Genomic DNA, 17,349 nt, shown 5'->3' with positions numbered 1-17,349 from the left:
GACGGTCAGCTTCCGTTCGACAGCAATGGATCACCGAGTGCGTCGACCACGCCGCCGATAAGGTTCGCGTCCAGCAGCGATGGTCGCGTGCGGCGCGCTGCGGCGATTCGCGAGAGCCACGCCGCGTCTCGCGCGGCGGCGGCACGGGTGAGCGCGACCGCTTCATCCGGCTCGACGATCGCGAAGCGTAGCGGCGCGCCCGGCGGCAATTGGGCGATACGATCGATGTCCGGTTCGATTACCACCGCGATCCGGGGATAGCCGCCGGTCGTCTGGTGATCGGCCGTCAGCAGGCTGACCCGGCCTGCCCCGTCCACCTGTAGCGCGCCGCGCACCGCCGGTTCGCTCGGCATGTCGATCCGCGTCGGCGGCAACAGCGGACCATCCAGCACCATGCCCATGCGATCGAACCGCGCGCTCGCCGCAAAGGGCTGCGCCGCCAGTGTGGCCAGCACAGCGTCGTCGAAATAGCGCTGCTGCGGGCCGAGCAGGACACGTGCAATGGTGATAGGCTGGGCCTCCGGCGACGGAATCGCGGCGGCGGTAAGGTCGGCCGCCGCGTCGGCGATGGCCAGCACGTCGCCCTCAGCAATCCGGCCACCGCCGAGACCGGCGATCAGGTGCGTGGCGGCACTGCCGAGCCAGCGCGGCCGACCGATCCGGCCGGCGACGGCGAGATAACCCCAATTGCCCCCGTGCTGGCGGATCCGGCAGCGCATCCCAGGCTTGAGGGTCGCGACGCACCAGTCGCCGATCTCCGCTCCGTCGATCGCTGCCGATGCAGCGCCCGTCAGCGCGATCGAGACCGGCGCTTCCTCGCACACCATTGTGAGGCCGCCGAGCGACAGTTCGATAGCAGCTCCATCCGCCTCCGCCCCGATCGCGGCAAGCGCGCCAGCGAAGGCGCGGCGATCGACAGGGCCGGACGGCGGCACACCGAAGCGCCGCCAACCGGGGCGGCCGCGATCCTGCACGCTCGTGAGCGGCCCCGCCGCCTCCACGCGCAGCCGCCCAGCCGTCATGTCGCCGCGCTCCGGGTGAAGCGAACGCGGTCTCCAGGCTCGAAGCGGAACGGCTTGTCGGCCGTCGCATCGAGCACGCGTAGCGGCGTGCGGCCGATCACCCACCAGCCGGTGGGCATCGGCAAGGTGGTGATGAGGCATTGCGGCCCGGCGATCATGACGCTGCCGACCGGATGCCCGCGCACCGCCGCTTCCTTGCGCGGCAGGTGTAGCGGCCCCGGCACGCCGCCGAGATAAGCGTAGCCGGGCGCGAAGCCGTACATGAAGACGCGGTAGTCGCCGGCCAGATGCGCCGCGACTACGGCCTCTGGCGACATCCCCAGGCGATCGGCCACTTCGGCGAGATCCGGCCCGTCATCGCCGCCGTAGCGGACCGGCACCTCATGTGTCGCGGCATCGGCGAAGCCGGCGGGGGCGTCAGCCGCAAGCGGCGCGACATGGCGCTCGATGGCGGCGTGATCGGTCACCAGCGGATCGAACACGAGCAGCAGGCTGGTATAGGCCGGCACCGTCTCCGTCAGCCCGCGCGGCGGCGCTGCTGTAAGAGCGTGATCCAGCGCGACCACGCGGGCGAAGATCGCCTCGTCGATGCCGCCGCCGAAATCCACCAGCAGCGCCCCCGCGCCCGCGGGACGGAACACCGGACCCGTCATGCCGGATCTGGTACCGCTTGCGTAACCATCTGCTTGCCTCCACACCCGCAGCAGAACACTCCCCGGGAGAGAGACATAATGCGCACCATCGCCTTTGCGACCCTTCTGCTTGCCAGTGCAACCGCGATCGCCGCGACGCCTGCCGCCACCCCATCCGCCGAAATCAAGGCGGCGATTGCCGACGGGCAGCGCAGCGCCGCCAACCGCGCGCGTGACCAATATCGCCATCCCGCCGAAACGCTTGCCTTCTTCGGCGTGAAGCCGACCGACACGGTGGTGGAATTCAGCCCAGGCGGCGGCTGGTACACCGAGATCCTCGCGCCGCTGGTGAACGGCAAGGGCAGCTATGTCGCGCTGGTTCCGGCGCGCGGCGTCGAGGGCGCGCAGAAGATGCTGGCAGCGAAGCAGGCATGGTTCGGCACCACGAGTGTGGCGACGCTGGATCCCGCCGCTGGCACCAGCACGGTGCCCGCCGGCAGCGCCGACGTGGTGCTGACGTTCCGCAACGTCCACAACCTGCTGATGAACGACGATCCGAAGGCGGCGGCCGGCGCCTTTGCCGCCTTCTTCACCGCGCTGAAGCCGGGCGGCACGTTGGGCGTCGTCGATCACCGCCTGCCGGAGGACATGGACACCGCGCTCGAGAAGAAGAGCGGCTATATCAAGCGCTCGACGGTCGTCCGGCTGGCCGAGGCGGCGGGGTTCAAGCTGGCCGGGGAGAGCCAGGTGAATGCGAACCCGAAGGACACGCATGATCATCCGGGCGGCGTGTGGACGCTGCCGCCGACGCTGACGCTGAAGGATCAGGACCGCGCCAAGTACACCGCGATCGGCGAAAGCGATCGCTTCACCCTGAAGTTCGTGAAGCCGAACTGAGTCGATCGGCTCGCTGCGCGTCATCCGCCCAGGGCGGCCGGGTGACGCCGCGGCGGCGTCAGCCGAGCTTGTCGACCTTTTCCTGAAGCTTCGCGAGTTCCGCCTTCAGCGCGGCGATCTCGTCATCCTTGCTGGCGGCAGGAGCCGGCGACGCGGGCTGGTTCTGCGGCTTGAACGCGCTGGTCGCCGCCTCGAACATCGCCATGTTGCGCTTCGCCATCTCGGCGAACGGCGAGCCCGCGAAGGCACCTTCCACGGCGGATTTGAACTGCGCCTGATTGCGGCGGAAGCTCTCCATCGATTCCTCGAGGTACCCCGGCACCATCGCCTGCATCGAATCGCCGTACATCGCGATCAGCTGGCGGAGGAAATTCACCGGCAGCATCGGCGTTGCGCCGCGACCTTCCTCTTCCATGATGATCTGCGTCAGAACATTGTGCGTAATATCCTCATCGGTCTTCGCATCGACGACCTTGAACTCGCGGCCCTGGCGCGTCATCGCGGCAAGGTGATCGAGCGTGATGTAGGACGAGCTTTCAGTGTTGTAGAGCCGGCGATTCGCGTATTTCTTGATGACGACCAAGCCATCGGCGTCGTGCTGCTTCTTCATCGCGGGCCCCCGCTTTTATGATGGTTTCGAGGGCTACATCATCTCTTGCGGCGCCGCAACATGGCCCGCGCCCGCTGCCGCTCTTCTTGGAGATGCTGCGCAGCGAAACCGCAACATCAGCGGAGCGGCAGGCAAGGGCGCTGGCGGGGCTGCGCCGCTATCAGGAGGCGCCGCGGGTGCGCCGCACCATGGCGCCCGTGAAGCGGCGACAGGGCCGCGCGCGGCTGCGTGATTATGGCGGCAGCGGGCGGCCGGTGCTGATCGTGCCGTCGCTGATCAACCCGCCCTTCATCCTCGATCTGATGCCGGAACGCTCGCTGGTGCGCTGGCTCGCGACACAGGGATTTCGCGTGTGGCTGCTCGACTGGGGGGAGCCAGCGCCCGCCGATCGGGCGCAGAGCGTCACCGGTCATATCGAGCAATTGCTGCTGCCGTTGCTGCGGCGCTTCCACGTGCCGCCGATCCTCGTCGGCTACTGCCTGGGCGGGACGATGAGCCTTGCCGCGGCTGCGAGCGGCCTCACGGCCGGCGTCGCGACGATTGCTGCGCCGTGGCATTTCGATGGTTACGGCGACGCGGCCCGCGCACACATGGCGGCGTTATGGTCCGCCGCCGAGCCCGGCTGCGCGCAGCTGGGCCTCGTGCCCATCGAAGTGCTGCAGGCCGGGTTCTGGAAGCTGGATCCCGCGCGCACGATCGCCAAGTACGAAGCGTTTGCCGACATGTCCGGCGATGCCGCCGCGATGTTCGTCGCGATGGAGGACTGGGCCAACGCCGGGGCACCGCTCACCTATGCTGCGGGGGCGGAATTGTTCGAGCGGATGCTGGTTGCGGACCTGCCCGGGCGCGGCGCGTGGAAGGTGGCGGGTGTGACGGTCGACCCGCTTGCCCTGCCCTGTCCGGCGACCGAGTTCGTGTCGCTGGGCGACCGGATCGTGCCGGCCGCGACCGCCATCGGCCTGCCCGACCGGCGCGACCTCGGCGCGGGGCACGTCGGCATGGTGGTCGGCAGCCGCGCCCGCGCGCAGCTGTGGGAGCCGCTGCGCGACTGGCTAGGCGGGATCTAGACCCAGACCCGGGCGAACCGCCGGCCGAGGCCGGTGAGAAGCTCGTATTGCGATTCGCCCGATGCCGAGGCGGCGCTTGGCAGATCGGGATCGAACGCGAGCCAATCCCCTTCCGCGACATCCACGCCGGTCACGTCCACCGCGGTCAGATCCATCGACACGCGGCCGACCACCGGGAGCGCCCGATCGCCGACAAAGGCGGTGCCGCGGCTGGAGAAGGCCCGGCGATAGCCGTCGGCGTAGCCAAGATTGACGACTGCCACCTCCCGATCCTCGGGCGCGGTCCAGGTGGCATTGTACCCGACCTTGCTGCCAGCCGGCACGCGGCGGCGTTGCAGTACCTCGGCTTCGATCGTCACCACCGGGCGGATCACGCCGGCCAGCTCTGCCCGCGGCACGCCGCCGTAAAGCGCGAGGCCCGGGCGGGTCAGGTCGAAGGCATAGTCCGTGCCCAGCGCCACGCCGGCGGAGTTAGCGAGACTGAGCCGGCGGGCGTTCGCGCGGTCAGCGATGCCGGTGAAGACCGCGCGCTGCTCGGCGTTCATCGCCGAATCCTCGTCGGCGCACGCAAGGTGGCTGATCAGCGTCTCCACCGTCAGGCCGTCCAGCAGGCCGGCGGCAATGTCAGCCGGCGCCACGCCCAGCCGGTTCATCCCCGTATCCACCATCACGTCGCAGTCGCCGCCGCCTGCCTCTCGCCAGCGCTGCACCTGCTCGGGCGAGTTGAGCACCGGGCGCGCGACACCGGCCAGCGGCAGATCCGCGGCGCGCACGCCGTGGAGGACAGACAGCGAAACGCCGAGATCCCCCAGCGCCACTGCCTCGGCCCAACTGGCGACGAAGAAGTCGCGGCACCCTGCCCCTGCCAGCCGCTGCACCACCTCGCGCGCGCCGAGGCCGTACCCGTCCGCCTTCACCGCCGCGCCGCAGGCGGCGCTGCCGCTCAGCCGTGCCAGGGCGCGCCAGTTATCGGCAAGGGCGGAACCATCGAGACGCAAACGACTGGGAGCATTCATGCGCGCGGCGTTAGCGCCGCCAGCGCGATCATGCCACCGTGGCGCGCCCATCCGCATCGTCGCGCAGCCAGATCACGCACACGATCAGCGCGACGAGCGTGATGCCCCAAGTGTACCACAGGCCGGCGAACGGATTACCGGTGCGCGCCACGATATACTGGCTGATGAAGGGCAGGAATCCGCCGAAGTAACCGGTGCCGAGGTGATACGGGATCGAGAGCGAGGAATAGCGGATCTCGGGCGGGAACATCTCCGCCAGCGCCGCCGCCACCGGGCCATAGGTGATGCCGGATAGGCCAGTGATCGCCAGGATCGCGAGCAGGATCAGCGCGACGTTGCCCGCCCCCGGCACGACCTTCGTCAAGTCATAGCCGGCAGCGGTGAGCGCCCGGTCGATCGCTTCGGGCGAGCGATCCGCGATCGGCTGCGCGCCGATCGTCAGGCTCGTCTCGGGCGCCTGCGCTGTGGTGTACGGCACGCCCTTCTTGGACAGCACGTCGAGCAGCTGGCCGCACTCCGTCTTCTGTTTGGCGGCGAAGGGGCTGTAGGTGCAATCCGGCCCGGCGACGACCACCGGCGATACCTCGCCGGCTCGGGCCAGCCCCGGGTTGGCAGCTGCTGCGATCAGCCAGAAGATCGGGAACAGCAGGACGAGCGTCAGGGCGTAGCCGATCACGATCGGCTTCTTGCGCCCGATCCGATCCGACAGGCGGCCGAAATAGACGAACCAGAACAGCCCCATCAGCGCGCCCGCGCCGGACAGAAGCTGCGCCGTCGTCTCCTCCACCTGCATCGTCGTCTGCAGGAAGGAGAGGACGCTGAACATCGAGGTGTACCAGATCACCGTCAGACCGGCGGCGATGCCGATCATCGCTACGAACATGCGCTTCAGATTGCCGGGATAGGTGAAGCTGCGCTTGACCGGGTTCGCCACCGTCTCGCCTGCCGCGCGCATCTGCTTAAACACCGGGCTTTCGGACAGCTTCACGCGCATCCACAGCGAGATGACGAGCAGCACGATCGAGAACAGGAACGGCGTGCGCCAGCCCCAAGCGCCCCAGGCATCGGCGGGGATGATCGCCTTGAAGCCGAGCACCACCGCAAGGCTGAGGACGAAGCCGCCAGCGACGCCCGCCTGGATGAAGCTGGTGTAGAAGCCGCTTTTGCCCGGCGGCGAGTGCTCCGCCACATAGACCGCGGCGCCGCCATATTCGCCGCCCAGCGCCAGCCCCTGCGCGATGCGAAGCAGGATGACGATGATCGGCGCGGCCATGCCGATCGCCTCGTAAGAGGGAACGAGGCCGACGCCGGCAGTCGCCACGCCCATCAGCGCGATCGTGACGAGGAAGGTGTATTTGCGCCCCAGCCGATCGCCGAGGTAGCCGAACACGACGGCGCCGAGCGGGCGGAAGCCGAACCCGACCGCGAACCCCGCCCAGGCGAGCAACGCCTGCACCATCTCGTTCCCGGCGGGGAAGAAGGTGCGCCCGATCACGCCCGACGCAGCAAGCGTGCCGTAGATGAAGAAATCATACCATTCGAAGACAGTGCCGAGCGCCGAGGCGGAAATGACCAGCCGTACGTCGCTGGGCGCGGGTTCCTGCGAATCGTGTGTCGGCGCAATCGTCGCCATGTCGGCCCCTCCCCTTATGTTGCTCGTCTAGCGCAACGGGAGGGGCCGGCAAGCATCAGTCCTTGAGGCTGGCGGGGACGAGGCCGCCGTTCTTCTCCAGCTCTCGCATCACGGCCTTGTGCAGCCAGATGTTCATTTCCGCCGAACCGTCCTTGGCGCCGGTATAACCAAGCTCGGTCGCCAGCTCCTTGCGGTTGTCGAGGCTGGAATCGATGCCGAGCAGCTTCATCAGGTCGACGATCGAGGTGCGCCAGTTAAGCGCAGGGCCGCTATGCTTGGCGGCAAGATCGCTCAGCACCTTTTCGACGTCGACCGGCCCGGCGGCGGGTGCAGGCGTTGCCGCGGGCGGCGGCGTGGCGGGGGCTGAGGGCTGAGGTGTCGGCGTCGCTTGCGGGGCCGCTTGCGGCGCGGGAGCGGGCTTGCCGGAGAACTGGCCACCAAGGGGGCCGCGATCGCCGAAGATCGCCTTCTTGATCGAGCCGAAGATACTCATGTGCTCACTCCTGTCGTTTCACTGCGACAGGAACGCGGCGGGCGGGGGATGGTGCCTCGCCCGCAGCGCAGGATCACCCGATGGCAAGGATCTCGATCGCATCCTCGCGGCCGTTGAAGGCGACGAGGTCACCTTCGCAGGCGCCGATCATGGCGCGGGCGAGCGGCGCGGAGAATGCGATGAGCCCCGCCGCAGGATCAGCCTCGTCGTCGCCGACGATCCTCAGTTCCTGCTCCTTGCCGTTCAGGCGGAACCGCACACGGCTGCCGAAGGCGATCTCGTCCGCCGGCGGCGCAGGCGCGAGGATCGCGGTGGCCCGCCGCGTTTTCCAGTAGCGCAGCTGGCGCGCGATATCCTCGCGGCCAAGCTCGTCGGCGGCGGGAAGCGCCGCCTCCAGCGCCGCAATCCGCTCGTCGATCAGCGCGCGGCCCCGCTCGGTGACGAGATTGGGCCCAGACGGCAGTGGCAGCTCGAAGCGCGGTTCCTTGTGTTCTTCATCGCTCTCGCGGCGGAAGGCGACGCTCATGACTGGCCTTGGGACGTCTTGATGATCGCGGAGAAATCGAGGTTGCCGTGCTCGGCGGCGAATGCCTCGTACAACTCGGTCGCGCGGGCGCCGAGCGGCAGGTTCGCGCCCGCCTCGGCGGCAGCGGCCATGGCGAGGCGCAGGTCCTTCAGCATCAGCGCGGCAGCGAACCCGCCCTGATAATCGCGGTCGGCGGGGCTTTCCGGCCCGACGCCGGGCAGCGGGCAATAGCTGGTCATCGACCAGCTCTGGCCGGTCGCCTTGCTGGAGATGTCGTAGAACACCTGCGGATCGAGCCCGAGCTTCTCGGCAAGCGCGAAGCCTTCGCAGGTCGCGATCATCGTGCCGGCGAGGATCAGGTTGTTGCACATCTTCACCGCCTGGCCCGCGCCGCTGGCACCAGCGTGGATCACGGCCTTGCCCATGTCCTCGAGGAACGGCTGCGCCGCGGCGAAGCCGGCCTCCGAGCCGCCGACCATGAAGGTGAGCGTCCCGCCATTGGCGGCGGCAATCCCGCCCGATACCGGCGCGTCGACCGCTTCCAGACCGCGGCCCTGCGCATCACTGGCAAGCTGCCGCGCGGTGGCGACGTCGATCGTCGAGCAATCGATCAGGATCGCGCCGGGCGCGGCCTTGCCGAAGACGGCGTCGGCGTAAACCTGTGCGACATGCTTGCCGGCGGGAAGCATGGTGATGATCGCTTCCGCGCCCTCCACCGCTTCCGCCGCGCCCGCGACGGGCAGGCAGCCGGCCTTCTTCGCGCGATCGAGCGCCTCGGCGTTCAGGTCGAAGGCGCGTACGTCATGCCCCGCCTTGGCGAGGTTCGCGGCCATGCCCCCGCCCATGTTGCCCAGACCGATGAAAGCGACGCGTGCCATGCCAAACTCTCCTAATCTTCAACTTTCCCTCCCGTCCGCGGGAGGGATCGGGGGAGGCCGTGCCGGTCCGCGACAATGCCGCGGACGGGCTCTCCCCTAACTCCTCCCGCCAGCGGGAGGGGAACGTGACTCACCGGCCCTTCCAGACGCCTGGGCGCTTCTCGATGAAGGCGGCCATGCCCTCGGCCTTGTCCTCGGTCGCGGTCAGGATCTGGAACAGGCGACGCTCGGTCAGGATGCCCTGCGCGAGGTTCGTCTCGAACGCGGTGTTGACCATTTCCTTGTTCACCATCGCGGCCATCGGCGGCATCGAGGCAATGAGCGCGGCGGTCTTCAACGTTTCTTCAAGCAGCGAGGCGAGCGGCACGACCTTGGCGACGAGGCCCGAGTGCTCCGCTTCGGCCGCATCCATCATCCGGCCGGTGAGGCACATTTCCATCGCCTTGGCCTTGCCGATCGCGCGGGTCAGCCGCTGCGAGCCGCCCATGCCGGGTGCCACGCCAAGCTTGATCTCCGGCTGGCCGAACTTCGCGGTGTCGGCGGCGTAGATGAAGTCAGCCATCATCGCGAGCTCGCAGCCACCGCCCAGCGCGAAGCCGTTGACTGCCGCGATCCACGGCTTGCGCGTGGCGACGACGCCGGTCTGCCAGCCGGCAAAGAAGTCCTGCAGGAAGAAATCGGCCGCCGCCATGTCGGCCATCTGCTTGATGTCCGCGCCGGCAGCGAACGCCTTTTCGCCGGACCCGGTGAGGACGAGGCAACGCTGGCTTTCGTCCTTGTCATAGGCACCGAACGCCGCCGACAGGTCGGCGAGGACGTCGCTGTTCAGCGCATTCAGCGACTGCGGGCGATTGAGCGTGACGAGCGTGACGGCACCGCGCTGCTCAACGAGGATATTGGCATATTCGGTCATCGTTCTCTCCCCATCCCTCGCCGCGGCACTGCCGGCGGCGAGAGGTTCATTGGTCAGTCGTGCGGCGTCCATGCCTCGGCGTCGGGCAGCGGCGCGAAGATCTGGTCGATCACGTGATCGCTGACGCCCTCGGGCGTCGCCGGTTCCCATTTGGGCGCATTGTCCTTGTCGACGATCACCGCGCGGACGCCTTCGAGAAAGTCGTGGCGCTGCACAACGCGCGCGCCGACGGCATATTCCTGGCGCATCTCGTCCGCAAAGCTCGCCATCCCCTTACCATCCTTCAGCAGCTTGAGGCTGACCTTCATCGTCTGCGGCGACTTGGTCTTGAGCGTCGCGAGCGTTGCCGCCGCGAACTCACCGCCATCCGCCTCAAGCGCGGCGTAGATTTCCTCGAGCTTGTCAGAGGCGAACAGCCGGTCGATCTCCGCGCGGTTGCCGAGCAGCGCCGCCTGCCCCGGCTCAGTGGACAGCGTATCCAGCGTCGCGGCGATCGCAGTGGGATCGGCAGCGATGCGGCGCTTCGCCTCCTCGACCTGCTCGGCCGGCAGGTAATGCGTGGCGAGGCCGAGCGCGAACGTCTCGGCACCGTCAAGGCGGTGGCCGGTCAGCGCGAGATATTGCCCCATCCGCCCCGGCAGGCGGGAGAGGTACCAGCCGCCACCAACATCCGGGAACAGGCCGATCCCGGTTTCGGGCATGGCGAACTTCGTGTTCTCGGTCGCCACGCGATAGCGGCACGGCTGCGAGATGCCGACGCCGCCGCCCATGGTGATGCCGTCCATGAAGGCGACCGTGTCCTTGGCGTAGGTGAACAGCCGGTGGTTCATGCGGTATTCGGTGTGGAAGAACTGGCGCGCCTCCGCGCCGTCCTTGGCGCCGCTGTCGGCCAGCATGCGAATATCACCGCCGGCGCAGAAGCCACGCCCCTCGGCATGATCGATGATGATCGCCCGGACCGCATCGTCAGCGCGCCAAGCCTCCAGCGCGTCGAGCACGGCGACGCACATCGCAGTGGTCAGCGCGTGGATCGCCTTCGGGCGGTTCAGCCGGATGCGGCTGATCGGGCCGTCGACAAGGGTCAGAACGTCACTGGTCATCCGCAAAATTCCCGAAACTTGTGCGCGTGAGAGAGAAGATAAGGACGTTCGTTTCGTTCGCGTTCCTATCTTCTCTCACACGAACCGCATGTTGGACAGTTACTGGCGCGTCAGTTCGCGGCCGACGATCATCCGCATCACCTGGTTGGTGCCTTCGAGGATCGAATGGACGCGCAGGTCGCGCCAGAAGCGCTCGATCGGGTAATCCATGAGGTAACCGTAGCCGCCGTGCAGCTGCAGCGCGCGATCGACCACCGAGGATCCGGTGTCGGTCGCCAGCCGCTTCGCCATCGCGGCGAAGCGCGTCTTGTCCGGTGCATTCGCGGTCACCTTGGCCGCGGCAACATAGAGCAGGTAGCGCGCGGCCTGAAGCTCGGTGTCCATGTCGGCGAGCGTGAACTGGGTGTTCTGGAAATCGGCGATGCGCTGGCCGAACTGCTGGCGATCCCTGGTGTAGGCGATCGCCTCGTCGAGGCAGCGCTGTGCCCCGCCGAGCGAGCAGGCGCCGATGTTCAGGCGGCCGCCGTCGAGGCCCATCATGGCGAAGCGGAAGCCCTCGCCTTCCTGCCCGACGCGGTTGGCCACCGGCACCTTCACGTTATCGAAAAGCACCTGCCGCGTGGGCTGCGCATGCCAACCCAGCTTTCGCTCGTTCGCGCCGAAGGAGACGCCCGGCATGTCCTTGTCGATGACGAGGCAGGAGATGCCCTTGGGCCCCTCCGCGCCCGTGCGCACCATGGTGACATAGACTTCATTCTCGCCCGCGCCGGAGATGAACTGCTTCGATCCGTTGACGATATAATGATCGCCCTCGAGCCGCGCGCTGGTCTTCAGCGCTGCCGCGTCGGACCCGGAGCCCGGCTCCGTCAGGCAATAGCTGGCCATCTTGTCCATGGTGACGAGGCTGGGGAGATAGCGGCCCTTCAGATCGTCCGAGCCGAAGCGGTCGATCATCCACGACGCCATGTTGTGGATCGAGATGAAGGCGCTGGTGGCGGGGCAGCCATAGGCCATCGCCTCCATGATCAGCGCTGCTTCCAGCCGGCCGAGATTGATCCCGCCGCTTTCCTCACTGACGTAGATCGCGGCGAAGCCTAGTTCCGCCGCAGCCTTGATCGTCTCGCGGGGGAAGATGTGCTTCTCGTCCCACTCTGCCGCGAACGGCGTGATCCGGTCCGCCGTGAAGCGCCGGGCGAGCTCCTGGATCTCGCGCTGGTCATCAGTGAGGTCGAATTGGTCAGTCATTCTATGGGCCCTAACGGAAGACGACGGTGCGCGCACCATTGGCCAGAACGCGCCGCTCGGCGATCCAGCGCACGGCGCGGGCAAGAACCTGCGCCTCGATATCGCGGCCGATCGCGATCAGCTCGTTCACCGTCGCGCGATGGTCGACGCGCTCGGCGGCCTGTTCGATGATCGGCCCCTCATCGAGGTCGGTGGTGACGAAATGGGCGGTGGCGCCGATCAGCTTCACGCCGCGAGCATGCGCCTGGTGATAGGGTTTCGCGCCCTTGAAGCTCGGCAGGAAGCTGTGATGGATGTTGACGCAGCGGCCCTCGACCGCGGCGACCAGCTCGGGCGAGAGAACCTGCATGTAGCGGGCGAGAACCAGCAGGTCCGCGCCGCTATCCTCCATCACGCGCAGCAGCGCCGCTTCCTGCTCGGCGCGATTGGCGGCCGATACCGGCAGATGATGGAACGGCACGTTATGCCATTCGGCAAGGCCGCGCAGCACCTCGTGATTGGAGACGACGGCGACCGGATCGATCGGCAGCGCGCCGATCGACCAGCGGTGGAGCAGATCGTTCAGGCAATGCGACGTGGTGGAACAGGCGATCACCACCTTGGGGCGATGATCCGCGGGCACCAACGTCCAGTCGAAGCCGAACTGATCGGCGACGTCGCTGAGGCGATCGCGCATGTCGGGCCCGGTGAACACCAGCCGCATGAAGAAGCGGTCAGTGTCGAGATCGGCATATTGCTGGCTGTCGAGGATGAAGCCGCCGGCCTCCGCCAGACGCCCGGTCACCGCGGCGACGATGCCGCGGCGGTCGTGGCAGGAGAAGGTGAGAATCCAGCTCGGCTCGGCGGCGGCCGTTTCGGGAAGGGCGGATGGGATCATGGAAGTGTCAGGCATTGCAGCGCGTGTAGCGAAGCCTTTCGCCATCGACCACGCGGACGAGCACGCGGCCGCCCTCCTCCAGCACCAGGCCGGTTTCCTCGCGCCACTCCTGCCCCTCGCCGGTGAAGGCCAGGGTGGCGCGAAACTCGGCCGGAGACACGCCCTCCAGCCGCGCGATTGTGGCGCGCGATTCGTAGAAGGTCAGGCGATCGGGGGCGACCGTCATCAGGCCCTTGTTGTCGCCCTTTCTTGAGGTGCAGTCCGCTGGCACGAGGCCCCAGCGCCCGACGAAGGCTGGCGGCAGGCGCACTTCTGCGATCGCCGCCGGTGCCGGCGCCGCAAGGGGCTGCCCCCCTGCGCCGCCCATCACTGCTGCGGTGCTCGGGCTGCTGGGCAAGGCACGGCCGATGACCGCCACCTCCTCCGACTCCTCGGGCACGCGGCACGCCGTCACCCCGACGAGCGCGGCGACAACCGTCAGCTTTCGAACCATGCGATCGATCAGCCCATCGTCGGGATGACGAACGCGTCCTGGTTCCGGCTGGGCCCGCCATCCTCGCTGCCGCGCGGCAGATCGCCGCCCGACAAGCCGCTGCCGTCCGGCCAGCGCTGCGTGATCGTCTTCACCTTCGTCCAGAACTTCACGCCTTCCATGCCGTGCTGGTTGGTGTCGCCGAACGCCGAGCGCTTCCAGCCGCCGAAGGTGTGATAGGCGACCGGCACCGGGATCGGCACGTTGATGCCCACCATGCCGACGTTGACGCGCGCGGCGAATTCACGCGCGGCATGGCCGTTGCGGGTGAAGATCGCGACGCCATTGCCGTATTGATGCTCGCTCGGCAGGCGAAGCGCGGTCTCGAAATCGGGCGCGCGGACGATCTGCAGCACCGGGCCGAAAATCTCTTCCTTGTAGCTCTGCATGTCGGGCGTGACATGGTCGAACAGCGATGGGCCGATGAAGAAGCCCTCCTCATGCCCCTGTAGCTTGAAGCCGCGGCCATCGACAACCAGTTCCGCGCCCTCGTCGACGCCGGTCTGGATCCAGTTCTCGACGCGCTGCTTGTGCGCGGCGTTCACGACCGGGCCGTAATGCGCCTCCGCATCGGTGGAGACGCCGACGCGCAACGCCTCGATCGCCGGCAGCAGCTTCTCGCGCAGCGCCACCGCGGTCTTCTCCCCGACCGGCACGACGACGGGAAGCGCCATGCAACGCTCGCCAGCGGAACCGAAAGCGGCGCCCGACAGATCCGCCACCACCTGATCGAGATCGGCGTCCGGCATGACGATGCCGTGGTTCTTCGCACCGCCCATCGCCTGGACACGCTTTCCGGCCGCGACGCCGCGATTGTAGACGTAATGCGCGATGTCACTGCTGCCGACGAAGCTGACCGCAGCGATCGCCGGGTGATCCAGGATCGCGTCGACCATTTCCTTGTCGCCATGGACGACCTGGAAGATCCCCTCGGGCATCCCCGCCTCGCGCATCAGCTCGGCGAGGCGCACCGGCACCGACGGATCACGCTCCGACGGCTTCAGGATGAAGGCGTTGCCGCAGGCCGTCGCCACCGCGCCCATCCACAAGGGGATCATCGCGGGGAAGTTGAACGGGGTGATGCCAGCACCGATGCCAACCGGCTGGCGCATCGAATAGACGTCAATGCCGGGGCCGGCGCCCTGGGTATATTCGCCCTTCAGCACGTGCGGGATGCCGCAGGCGAATTCGACGACCTCGAGCCCGCGCTGAATATCACCCTTGGAATCGGCGATGACCTTGCCGTGTTCGGACGAGAGGAGATGCGCGAGCTCATCCATGTTCGCTTCGACCAGCGCCTTGAACGCGAACATCACGCGGGCGCGGCGCTGCGGATTGGTCGCCGCCCAGGCCGGCTGTGCCGCCTGCGCCGCTGCCACTGCGCGATCGAGATCGGCCTGGGTGCCGAGCGTGACGCGTGCCTGGACCCGCCCGGTGTTGGGATCGAACACGTCCGCGGTGCGCGCCCCGGCACCGCCAGTTCCGACGATATGATGATCGATCACGCGCATGTTCACTCTCCGGATTAGTTGCGCGGCTTGTACGCTCATGGTGTTTCTGCACACAAGGGCGCGAATTCGCAGCGTGGAGGTGCAATTTTGCACGCGCCGCGCATTCGTGCGAGGACCGCCGCATCATGCAGAACTGGGACGACCTGCGCATCTTCCTGGCCGTCGCCCATGCCGGCCGGGTGGCGGCGGCCGCGCGCGCACTCGGCATCGACACCACCACCGTCGGCCGGCGGCTGCAGCGGCTGGAAGCGGCGATCGGCCAGCCCCTGTTCGAATCCGTCGCTGGCGAGCGGCGGCTGAGCGATGCGGGGCAGAAATTGCTCGATCACGCCGAGACGATCCATGCGGCCATCCTTTCCGCCTCGGAAGGCGAGCGCGGCGGCGGGGTCGCCGGGCATGTGCGGCTCAGCGTGGCGGAGGGGCTGGCAACGCACGTGCTGGCGCCGCGGCTAAGCGACTTCCAGGCCGCCCACCCGCTGATCCGGCTGGACCTCATCACCGCCTCGGGCTTCCTCGATCCGTCGAAGCGCGAGGCTGACATTGCGGTGATGCTAGCCCGTCCGCGCAACCGGCAGCTGATCGCCACCCGCCTCACCGATTATCGCCTGCGGCTCTATGCCGCGCCTGCGCATCTGGCGCAGCACGGCACGCCGGCAACCGCGGAGGCCCTGAAGCAGCACGTGCTGATCGGCTACGTGCCGGAGCATATCCACGCGCCGGAGCTCGATTATCTGTCCGAGGTGCATGACGGGCTGGTCGCTCGGCTGCGATCGACCAGCATCAACGTGCAGCATGCGATGGTCCGCTCCGGCGCGGGGATCGGCATCCTTCCCGATTTCGTCGCGACGAAGGACCCGGCACTGGTGCCGGTGCTGCCCGAAATGGTGCTGACGCGTGCCTTCTGGCTCGTCACCCATGCCGACGGCCATGCCGCGCCGCGGGTGCAGGCGGTGACCCGCTGGCTGCGCGACGCAACGGCCTCCAATGTGTGACCGTTGCCCATGGATGGGCGCACGACCATGATGACGCGCCGAGGAAGGTGACCGATGACCGACAGGCGAGAGCCGCCGCTGGAAGACCTGCCGCCCGGGGTGCCCGATCCCGATGGTCCGCCGCAGTTCGTCGATGCGCCCGAGCGTGATCCCGGCCGCGGACACCTGATCTTCGTCGCCCTCGCGCTGGCGCTGATGGTGGTCGCCTGGTGGGGGCTATAGCGCGGATGGCTACAGGCAGGGCGCGCTAGGCCGGCACGCGATCGCGCACCACTTGCGGCAGGATCGCGTCGAGCAGCAGCATGCCCTGTTCCGTGACGCACAGCCGGTCGCCGTCACGCTGGATGAAGCCGGCAAGCCGCGCGACGGCGCCCTCGTCGATCACCTCGTCGATCCGCGCGCCGGCGAGCTTGGCAACGCGAGCAAGATCGACGCCCTCGCGCAGTCGCAGCCCCATCAGCAATGCCTCAGACGCCTGGGTTGCTGGCGCCAGCGGCTCTTCCAGCTCCAGCCCGTGGCCGTTGCGATCGACCGCGGCGAGCCAGTTCTCCGGCTTCTTGCGCCGCACCGTCGCAAGGCCGCCGCGCCGCCCGTGGGCGCCGGGGCCGACGCCGGCATATTCCCAATAGCGCCAGTAGGCGAGGTTGTGCCGGCTCTCCGCGCCGGGCCGTGCATGGTTGCTGATCTCATAGGCCGGGATGCCGGCCGCCGCGGTCATCGCGCGGGTCGCCTCGAACAGGTCGGCGGCCGCGTCTCCATCGGGGATGGTGAGGCGCCCGGCTGCGGCCTCGGTATGGAAGCGCGTGCCGGGCTCGATCGTCAGCTGGTAAAGCGAGAGATGCTCGGTGCCGAAGCCGATCGCGCGGGCAAGCTCCGCCTCCCAGGCTGGCAGCGTCTGGCCCGGGCGTGCATAGATGATGTCGAAGCTGACGCGCGGGAATACCGCCTGCGCCACGTCCAGCGCGGCCAGCCCCTCGCGCACGTCATGCGCGCGGCCGAGAAAGGCGAGCGCTTCATCCTCCAGTGCCTGGAGGCCGAGCGACACGCGATTGACGCCGGCCGCCGCAAGATCGGCGAAATTGGCGGCCTCCACCGACGAGGGGTTCGCTTCCAGCGTGATCTCGATCCCCGGCTCGAACCCCCAATGCTGTTCCGCCGCCTCGAGCAGCGCCGCGACGGTTGCGGGCGGCATCAGCGAGGGGGTGCCACCGCCGAAGAAGATCGAGCCGAGCCGCTTGCCCGGCAGCATCCGCGCCTCATGCGCCAGATCGGCCAGCAGCGAATCGCGCCAGCGTTGCTGGTCCACCCCGTCGCGCACGTGGCTGTTGAAGTCACAATAAGGGCATTTGGAGACGCAGAACGGCCAGTGGATGTACAGCGCCAGAGGATTGTCGGAGACCATGGT

19 protein-coding genes are annotated in these 17,349 nt (G+C 68.1%); 4 read left to right on the top strand and 15 right to left on the bottom strand.

The features are described 5' to 3' along the window. Positions 1-5: 5 nt before the first annotated feature. Together ACH0CP_RS09400 and ACH0CP_RS09395 are read right to left on the bottom strand one after the other, a co-directional pair. Positions 6-1,022 (bottom strand): biotin-dependent carboxyltransferase family protein, encoded by a 1,017-nt coding sequence (locus ACH0CP_RS09400; RefSeq protein WP_294442452.1) that lies wholly within the window; start codon positions 1,020-1,022, stop codon positions 6-8. Beyond that, entirely contained in the window at positions 1,019-1,675 is a 657-nt protein-coding gene (locus ACH0CP_RS09395; RefSeq protein WP_294442453.1) for an allophanate hydrolase subunit 1, read from the bottom strand. The genes ACH0CP_RS09400 and ACH0CP_RS09395 overlap by 4 nt, the downstream gene beginning before the upstream one ends. Positions 1,676-1,753: 78 nt before the next feature. Between ACH0CP_RS09395 and ACH0CP_RS09390 the strand changes: the two genes are divergently transcribed. Further along, positions 1,754-2,551, top strand: coding sequence for a class I SAM-dependent methyltransferase (locus ACH0CP_RS09390; RefSeq protein WP_294442454.1), 798 nt, complete (start codon positions 1,754-1,756; stop codon positions 2,549-2,551). Between the two features lie 58 nt (positions 2,552-2,609). On the opposite strand, the gene phaR is transcribed toward ACH0CP_RS09390, so the two are convergent. Continuing rightward, positions 2,610-3,161 (bottom strand): polyhydroxyalkanoate synthesis repressor PhaR, encoded by a 552-nt coding sequence (gene phaR, locus ACH0CP_RS09385; RefSeq protein ID WP_294442455.1) that lies wholly within the window; start codon positions 3,159-3,161, stop codon positions 2,610-2,612. A 17-nt stretch (positions 3,162-3,178) separates the two neighbouring features. Between phaR and ACH0CP_RS09380 the strand changes: the two genes are divergently transcribed. Then, positions 3,179-4,228, top strand: a complete 1,050-nt coding sequence (locus tag ACH0CP_RS09380) for an alpha/beta hydrolase (RefSeq protein ID WP_406875653.1) — start codon at positions 3,179-3,181, stop codon at positions 4,226-4,228. On the opposite strand, the gene alr is transcribed toward ACH0CP_RS09380, so the two are convergent. The 11 genes from alr to ACH0CP_RS09325 form a co-directional block, all read right to left on the bottom strand. Next, positions 4,225-5,244 (bottom strand): alanine racemase, encoded by a 1,020-nt coding sequence (gene alr, locus ACH0CP_RS09375; protein WP_294442457.1) that lies wholly within the window; start codon positions 5,242-5,244, stop codon positions 4,225-4,227. The genes ACH0CP_RS09380 and alr overlap by 4 nt on opposite strands. Before the next feature lie 28 nt (positions 5,245-5,272). Then, positions 5,273-6,877: an MFS transporter gene (locus ACH0CP_RS09370; protein ID WP_406875655.1), complete on the bottom strand. Its 1,605-nt coding sequence runs from the start codon at positions 6,875-6,877 to the stop codon at positions 5,273-5,275. A 55-nt stretch (positions 6,878-6,932) separates the two neighbouring features. Next, positions 6,933-7,370: a DUF3597 domain-containing protein gene (locus ACH0CP_RS09365; protein ID WP_294442459.1), complete on the bottom strand. Its 438-nt coding sequence runs from the start codon at positions 7,368-7,370 to the stop codon at positions 6,933-6,935. Between the two features lie 73 nt (positions 7,371-7,443). Next, positions 7,444-7,896 carry a GreA/GreB family elongation factor gene (locus tag ACH0CP_RS09360; protein WP_294442460.1) on the bottom strand — a complete coding sequence of 151 codons (453 nt, stop codon included), beginning with the start codon at positions 7,894-7,896 and terminating at the stop codon, positions 7,444-7,446. Further along, entirely contained in the window at positions 7,893-8,774 is an 882-nt protein-coding gene (gene mmsB, locus ACH0CP_RS09355) for a 3-hydroxyisobutyrate dehydrogenase (protein WP_294442461.1), read from the bottom strand. Before mmsB ends, ACH0CP_RS09360 begins: the two co-directional genes overlap by 4 nt. 130 nt (positions 8,775-8,904) lie before the next feature. Continuing rightward, positions 8,905-9,687, bottom strand: coding sequence for an enoyl-CoA hydratase-related protein (locus tag ACH0CP_RS09350; protein ID WP_294442462.1), 783 nt, complete (start codon positions 9,685-9,687; stop codon positions 8,905-8,907). 53 nt (positions 9,688-9,740) lie between these two features. Beyond that, positions 9,741-10,787 (bottom strand): enoyl-CoA hydratase/isomerase family protein, encoded by a 1,047-nt coding sequence (locus ACH0CP_RS09345; protein WP_294442463.1) that lies wholly within the window; start codon positions 10,785-10,787, stop codon positions 9,741-9,743. A gap of 99 nt (positions 10,788-10,886) precedes the next feature. Beyond that, complete coding sequence (locus ACH0CP_RS09340; RefSeq protein WP_294442464.1) at positions 10,887-12,032, bottom strand: acyl-CoA dehydrogenase family protein; 1,146 nt, start codon at positions 12,030-12,032, stop codon at positions 10,887-10,889. A 10-nt stretch (positions 12,033-12,042) separates the two neighbouring features. Continuing rightward, positions 12,043-12,909, bottom strand: a complete 867-nt coding sequence (gene purU / locus ACH0CP_RS09335; RefSeq protein ID WP_294442506.1) for a formyltetrahydrofolate deformylase — start codon at positions 12,907-12,909, stop codon at positions 12,043-12,045. 7 nt (positions 12,910-12,916) lie between these two features. Then, the gene (locus tag ACH0CP_RS09330) at positions 12,917-13,402 is read right to left on the bottom strand and encodes a hypothetical protein (protein ID WP_294442465.1); all 486 of its coding nucleotides are present in this window, start codon (positions 13,400-13,402) and stop codon (positions 12,917-12,919) included. An 8-nt stretch (positions 13,403-13,410) separates the two neighbouring features. Then, positions 13,411-14,952, bottom strand: a complete 1,542-nt coding sequence (locus ACH0CP_RS09325; RefSeq protein ID WP_294442466.1) for a CoA-acylating methylmalonate-semialdehyde dehydrogenase — start codon at positions 14,950-14,952, stop codon at positions 13,411-13,413. Positions 14,953-15,077: 125 nt separating this feature from the next. Here ACH0CP_RS09325 and ACH0CP_RS09320 point away from each other — a divergent pair, with 125 nt between their 5' ends. Both ACH0CP_RS09320 and ACH0CP_RS09315 read left to right on the top strand, forming a co-directional pair. After that, entirely contained in the window at positions 15,078-15,944 is an 867-nt protein-coding gene (locus ACH0CP_RS09320) for a LysR family transcriptional regulator (RefSeq protein WP_294442467.1), read from the top strand. 54 nt (positions 15,945-15,998) lie between these two features. Further along, complete coding sequence (locus ACH0CP_RS09315) at positions 15,999-16,166, top strand: hypothetical protein (RefSeq protein WP_294442468.1); 168 nt, start codon at positions 15,999-16,001, stop codon at positions 16,164-16,166. Positions 16,167-16,191: 25 nt separating this feature from the next. Here ACH0CP_RS09315 and hemW read toward each other — a convergent pair whose 3' ends face one another. Next, positions 16,192-17,346: a radical SAM family heme chaperone HemW gene (hemW, locus tag ACH0CP_RS09310; protein WP_294442507.1), complete on the bottom strand. Its 1,155-nt coding sequence runs from the start codon at positions 17,344-17,346 to the stop codon at positions 16,192-16,194. Between the last annotated feature and the right edge of the window lie 3 nt (positions 17,347-17,349).

The organism is Sphingomonas sp. 179-I 2A4 NHS, assembly GCF_045369135.1.
Classification (GTDB): domain Bacteria; phylum Pseudomonadota; class Alphaproteobacteria; order Sphingomonadales; family Sphingomonadaceae; genus Sphingomonas.
This window is presented reverse-complemented; position numbering and strand designations above follow the sequence as displayed.

Excerpts from the sequence above, each read along its gene's own strand:
- ACH0CP_RS09390 (WP_294442454.1), top strand. The coding sequence starts at position 1,754 with ATGCGCACCATCGCCTTTGCGACCCTTCTGCTTGCCAGTGCAACCGCG.
- ACH0CP_RS09400 (WP_294442452.1), bottom strand. The coding sequence starts at position 1,022 with ATGACGGCTGGGCGGCTGCGCGTGGAGGCGGCGGGGCCGCTCACGAGC.
- phaR (WP_294442455.1), bottom strand. The coding sequence starts at position 3,161 with ATGAAGAAGCAGCACGACGCCGATGGCTTGGTCGTCATCAAGAAATAC.
- ACH0CP_RS09345 (WP_294442463.1), bottom strand. The coding sequence starts at position 10,787 with ATGACCAGTGACGTTCTGACCCTTGTCGACGGCCCGATCAGCCGCATC.
- ACH0CP_RS09395 (WP_294442453.1), bottom strand. The coding sequence starts at position 1,675 with ATGACGGGTCCGGTGTTCCGTCCCGCGGGCGCGGGGGCGCTGCTGGTG.
- hemW (WP_294442507.1), bottom strand. The coding sequence starts at position 17,346 with ATGGTCTCCGACAATCCTCTGGCGCTGTACATCCACTGGCCGTTCTGC.
- ACH0CP_RS09325 (WP_294442466.1), bottom strand. The coding sequence starts at position 14,952 with ATGCGCGTGATCGATCATCATATCGTCGGAACTGGCGGTGCCGGGGCG.
- mmsB (WP_294442461.1), bottom strand. The coding sequence starts at position 8,774 with ATGGCACGCGTCGCTTTCATCGGTCTGGGCAACATGGGCGGGGGCATG.
- ACH0CP_RS09320 (WP_294442467.1), top strand. The coding sequence starts at position 15,078 with ATGCAGAACTGGGACGACCTGCGCATCTTCCTGGCCGTCGCCCATGCC.
- ACH0CP_RS09330 (WP_294442465.1), bottom strand. The coding sequence starts at position 13,402 with ATGGTTCGAAAGCTGACGGTTGTCGCCGCGCTCGTCGGGGTGACGGCG.
- ACH0CP_RS09340 (WP_294442464.1), bottom strand. The coding sequence starts at position 12,032 with ATGACTGACCAATTCGACCTCACTGATGACCAGCGCGAGATCCAGGAG.
- alr (WP_294442457.1), bottom strand. The coding sequence starts at position 5,244 with ATGAATGCTCCCAGTCGTTTGCGTCTCGATGGTTCCGCCCTTGCCGAT.
- purU (WP_294442506.1), bottom strand. The coding sequence starts at position 12,909 with ATGATCCCATCCGCCCTTCCCGAAACGGCCGCCGCCGAGCCGAGCTGG.
- ACH0CP_RS09370 (WP_406875655.1), bottom strand. The coding sequence starts at position 6,877 with ATGGCGACGATTGCGCCGACACACGATTCGCAGGAACCCGCGCCCAGC.
- ACH0CP_RS09380 (WP_406875653.1), top strand. The coding sequence starts at position 3,179 with ATGATGGTTTCGAGGGCTACATCATCTCTTGCGGCGCCGCAACATGGC.
- ACH0CP_RS09365 (WP_294442459.1), bottom strand. The coding sequence starts at position 7,370 with ATGAGTATCTTCGGCTCGATCAAGAAGGCGATCTTCGGCGATCGCGGC.
- ACH0CP_RS09315 (WP_294442468.1), top strand. The coding sequence starts at position 15,999 with ATGACCGACAGGCGAGAGCCGCCGCTGGAAGACCTGCCGCCCGGGGTG.
- ACH0CP_RS09360 (WP_294442460.1), bottom strand. The coding sequence starts at position 7,896 with ATGAGCGTCGCCTTCCGCCGCGAGAGCGATGAAGAACACAAGGAACCG.
- ACH0CP_RS09350 (WP_294442462.1), bottom strand. The coding sequence starts at position 9,687 with ATGACCGAATATGCCAATATCCTCGTTGAGCAGCGCGGTGCCGTCACG.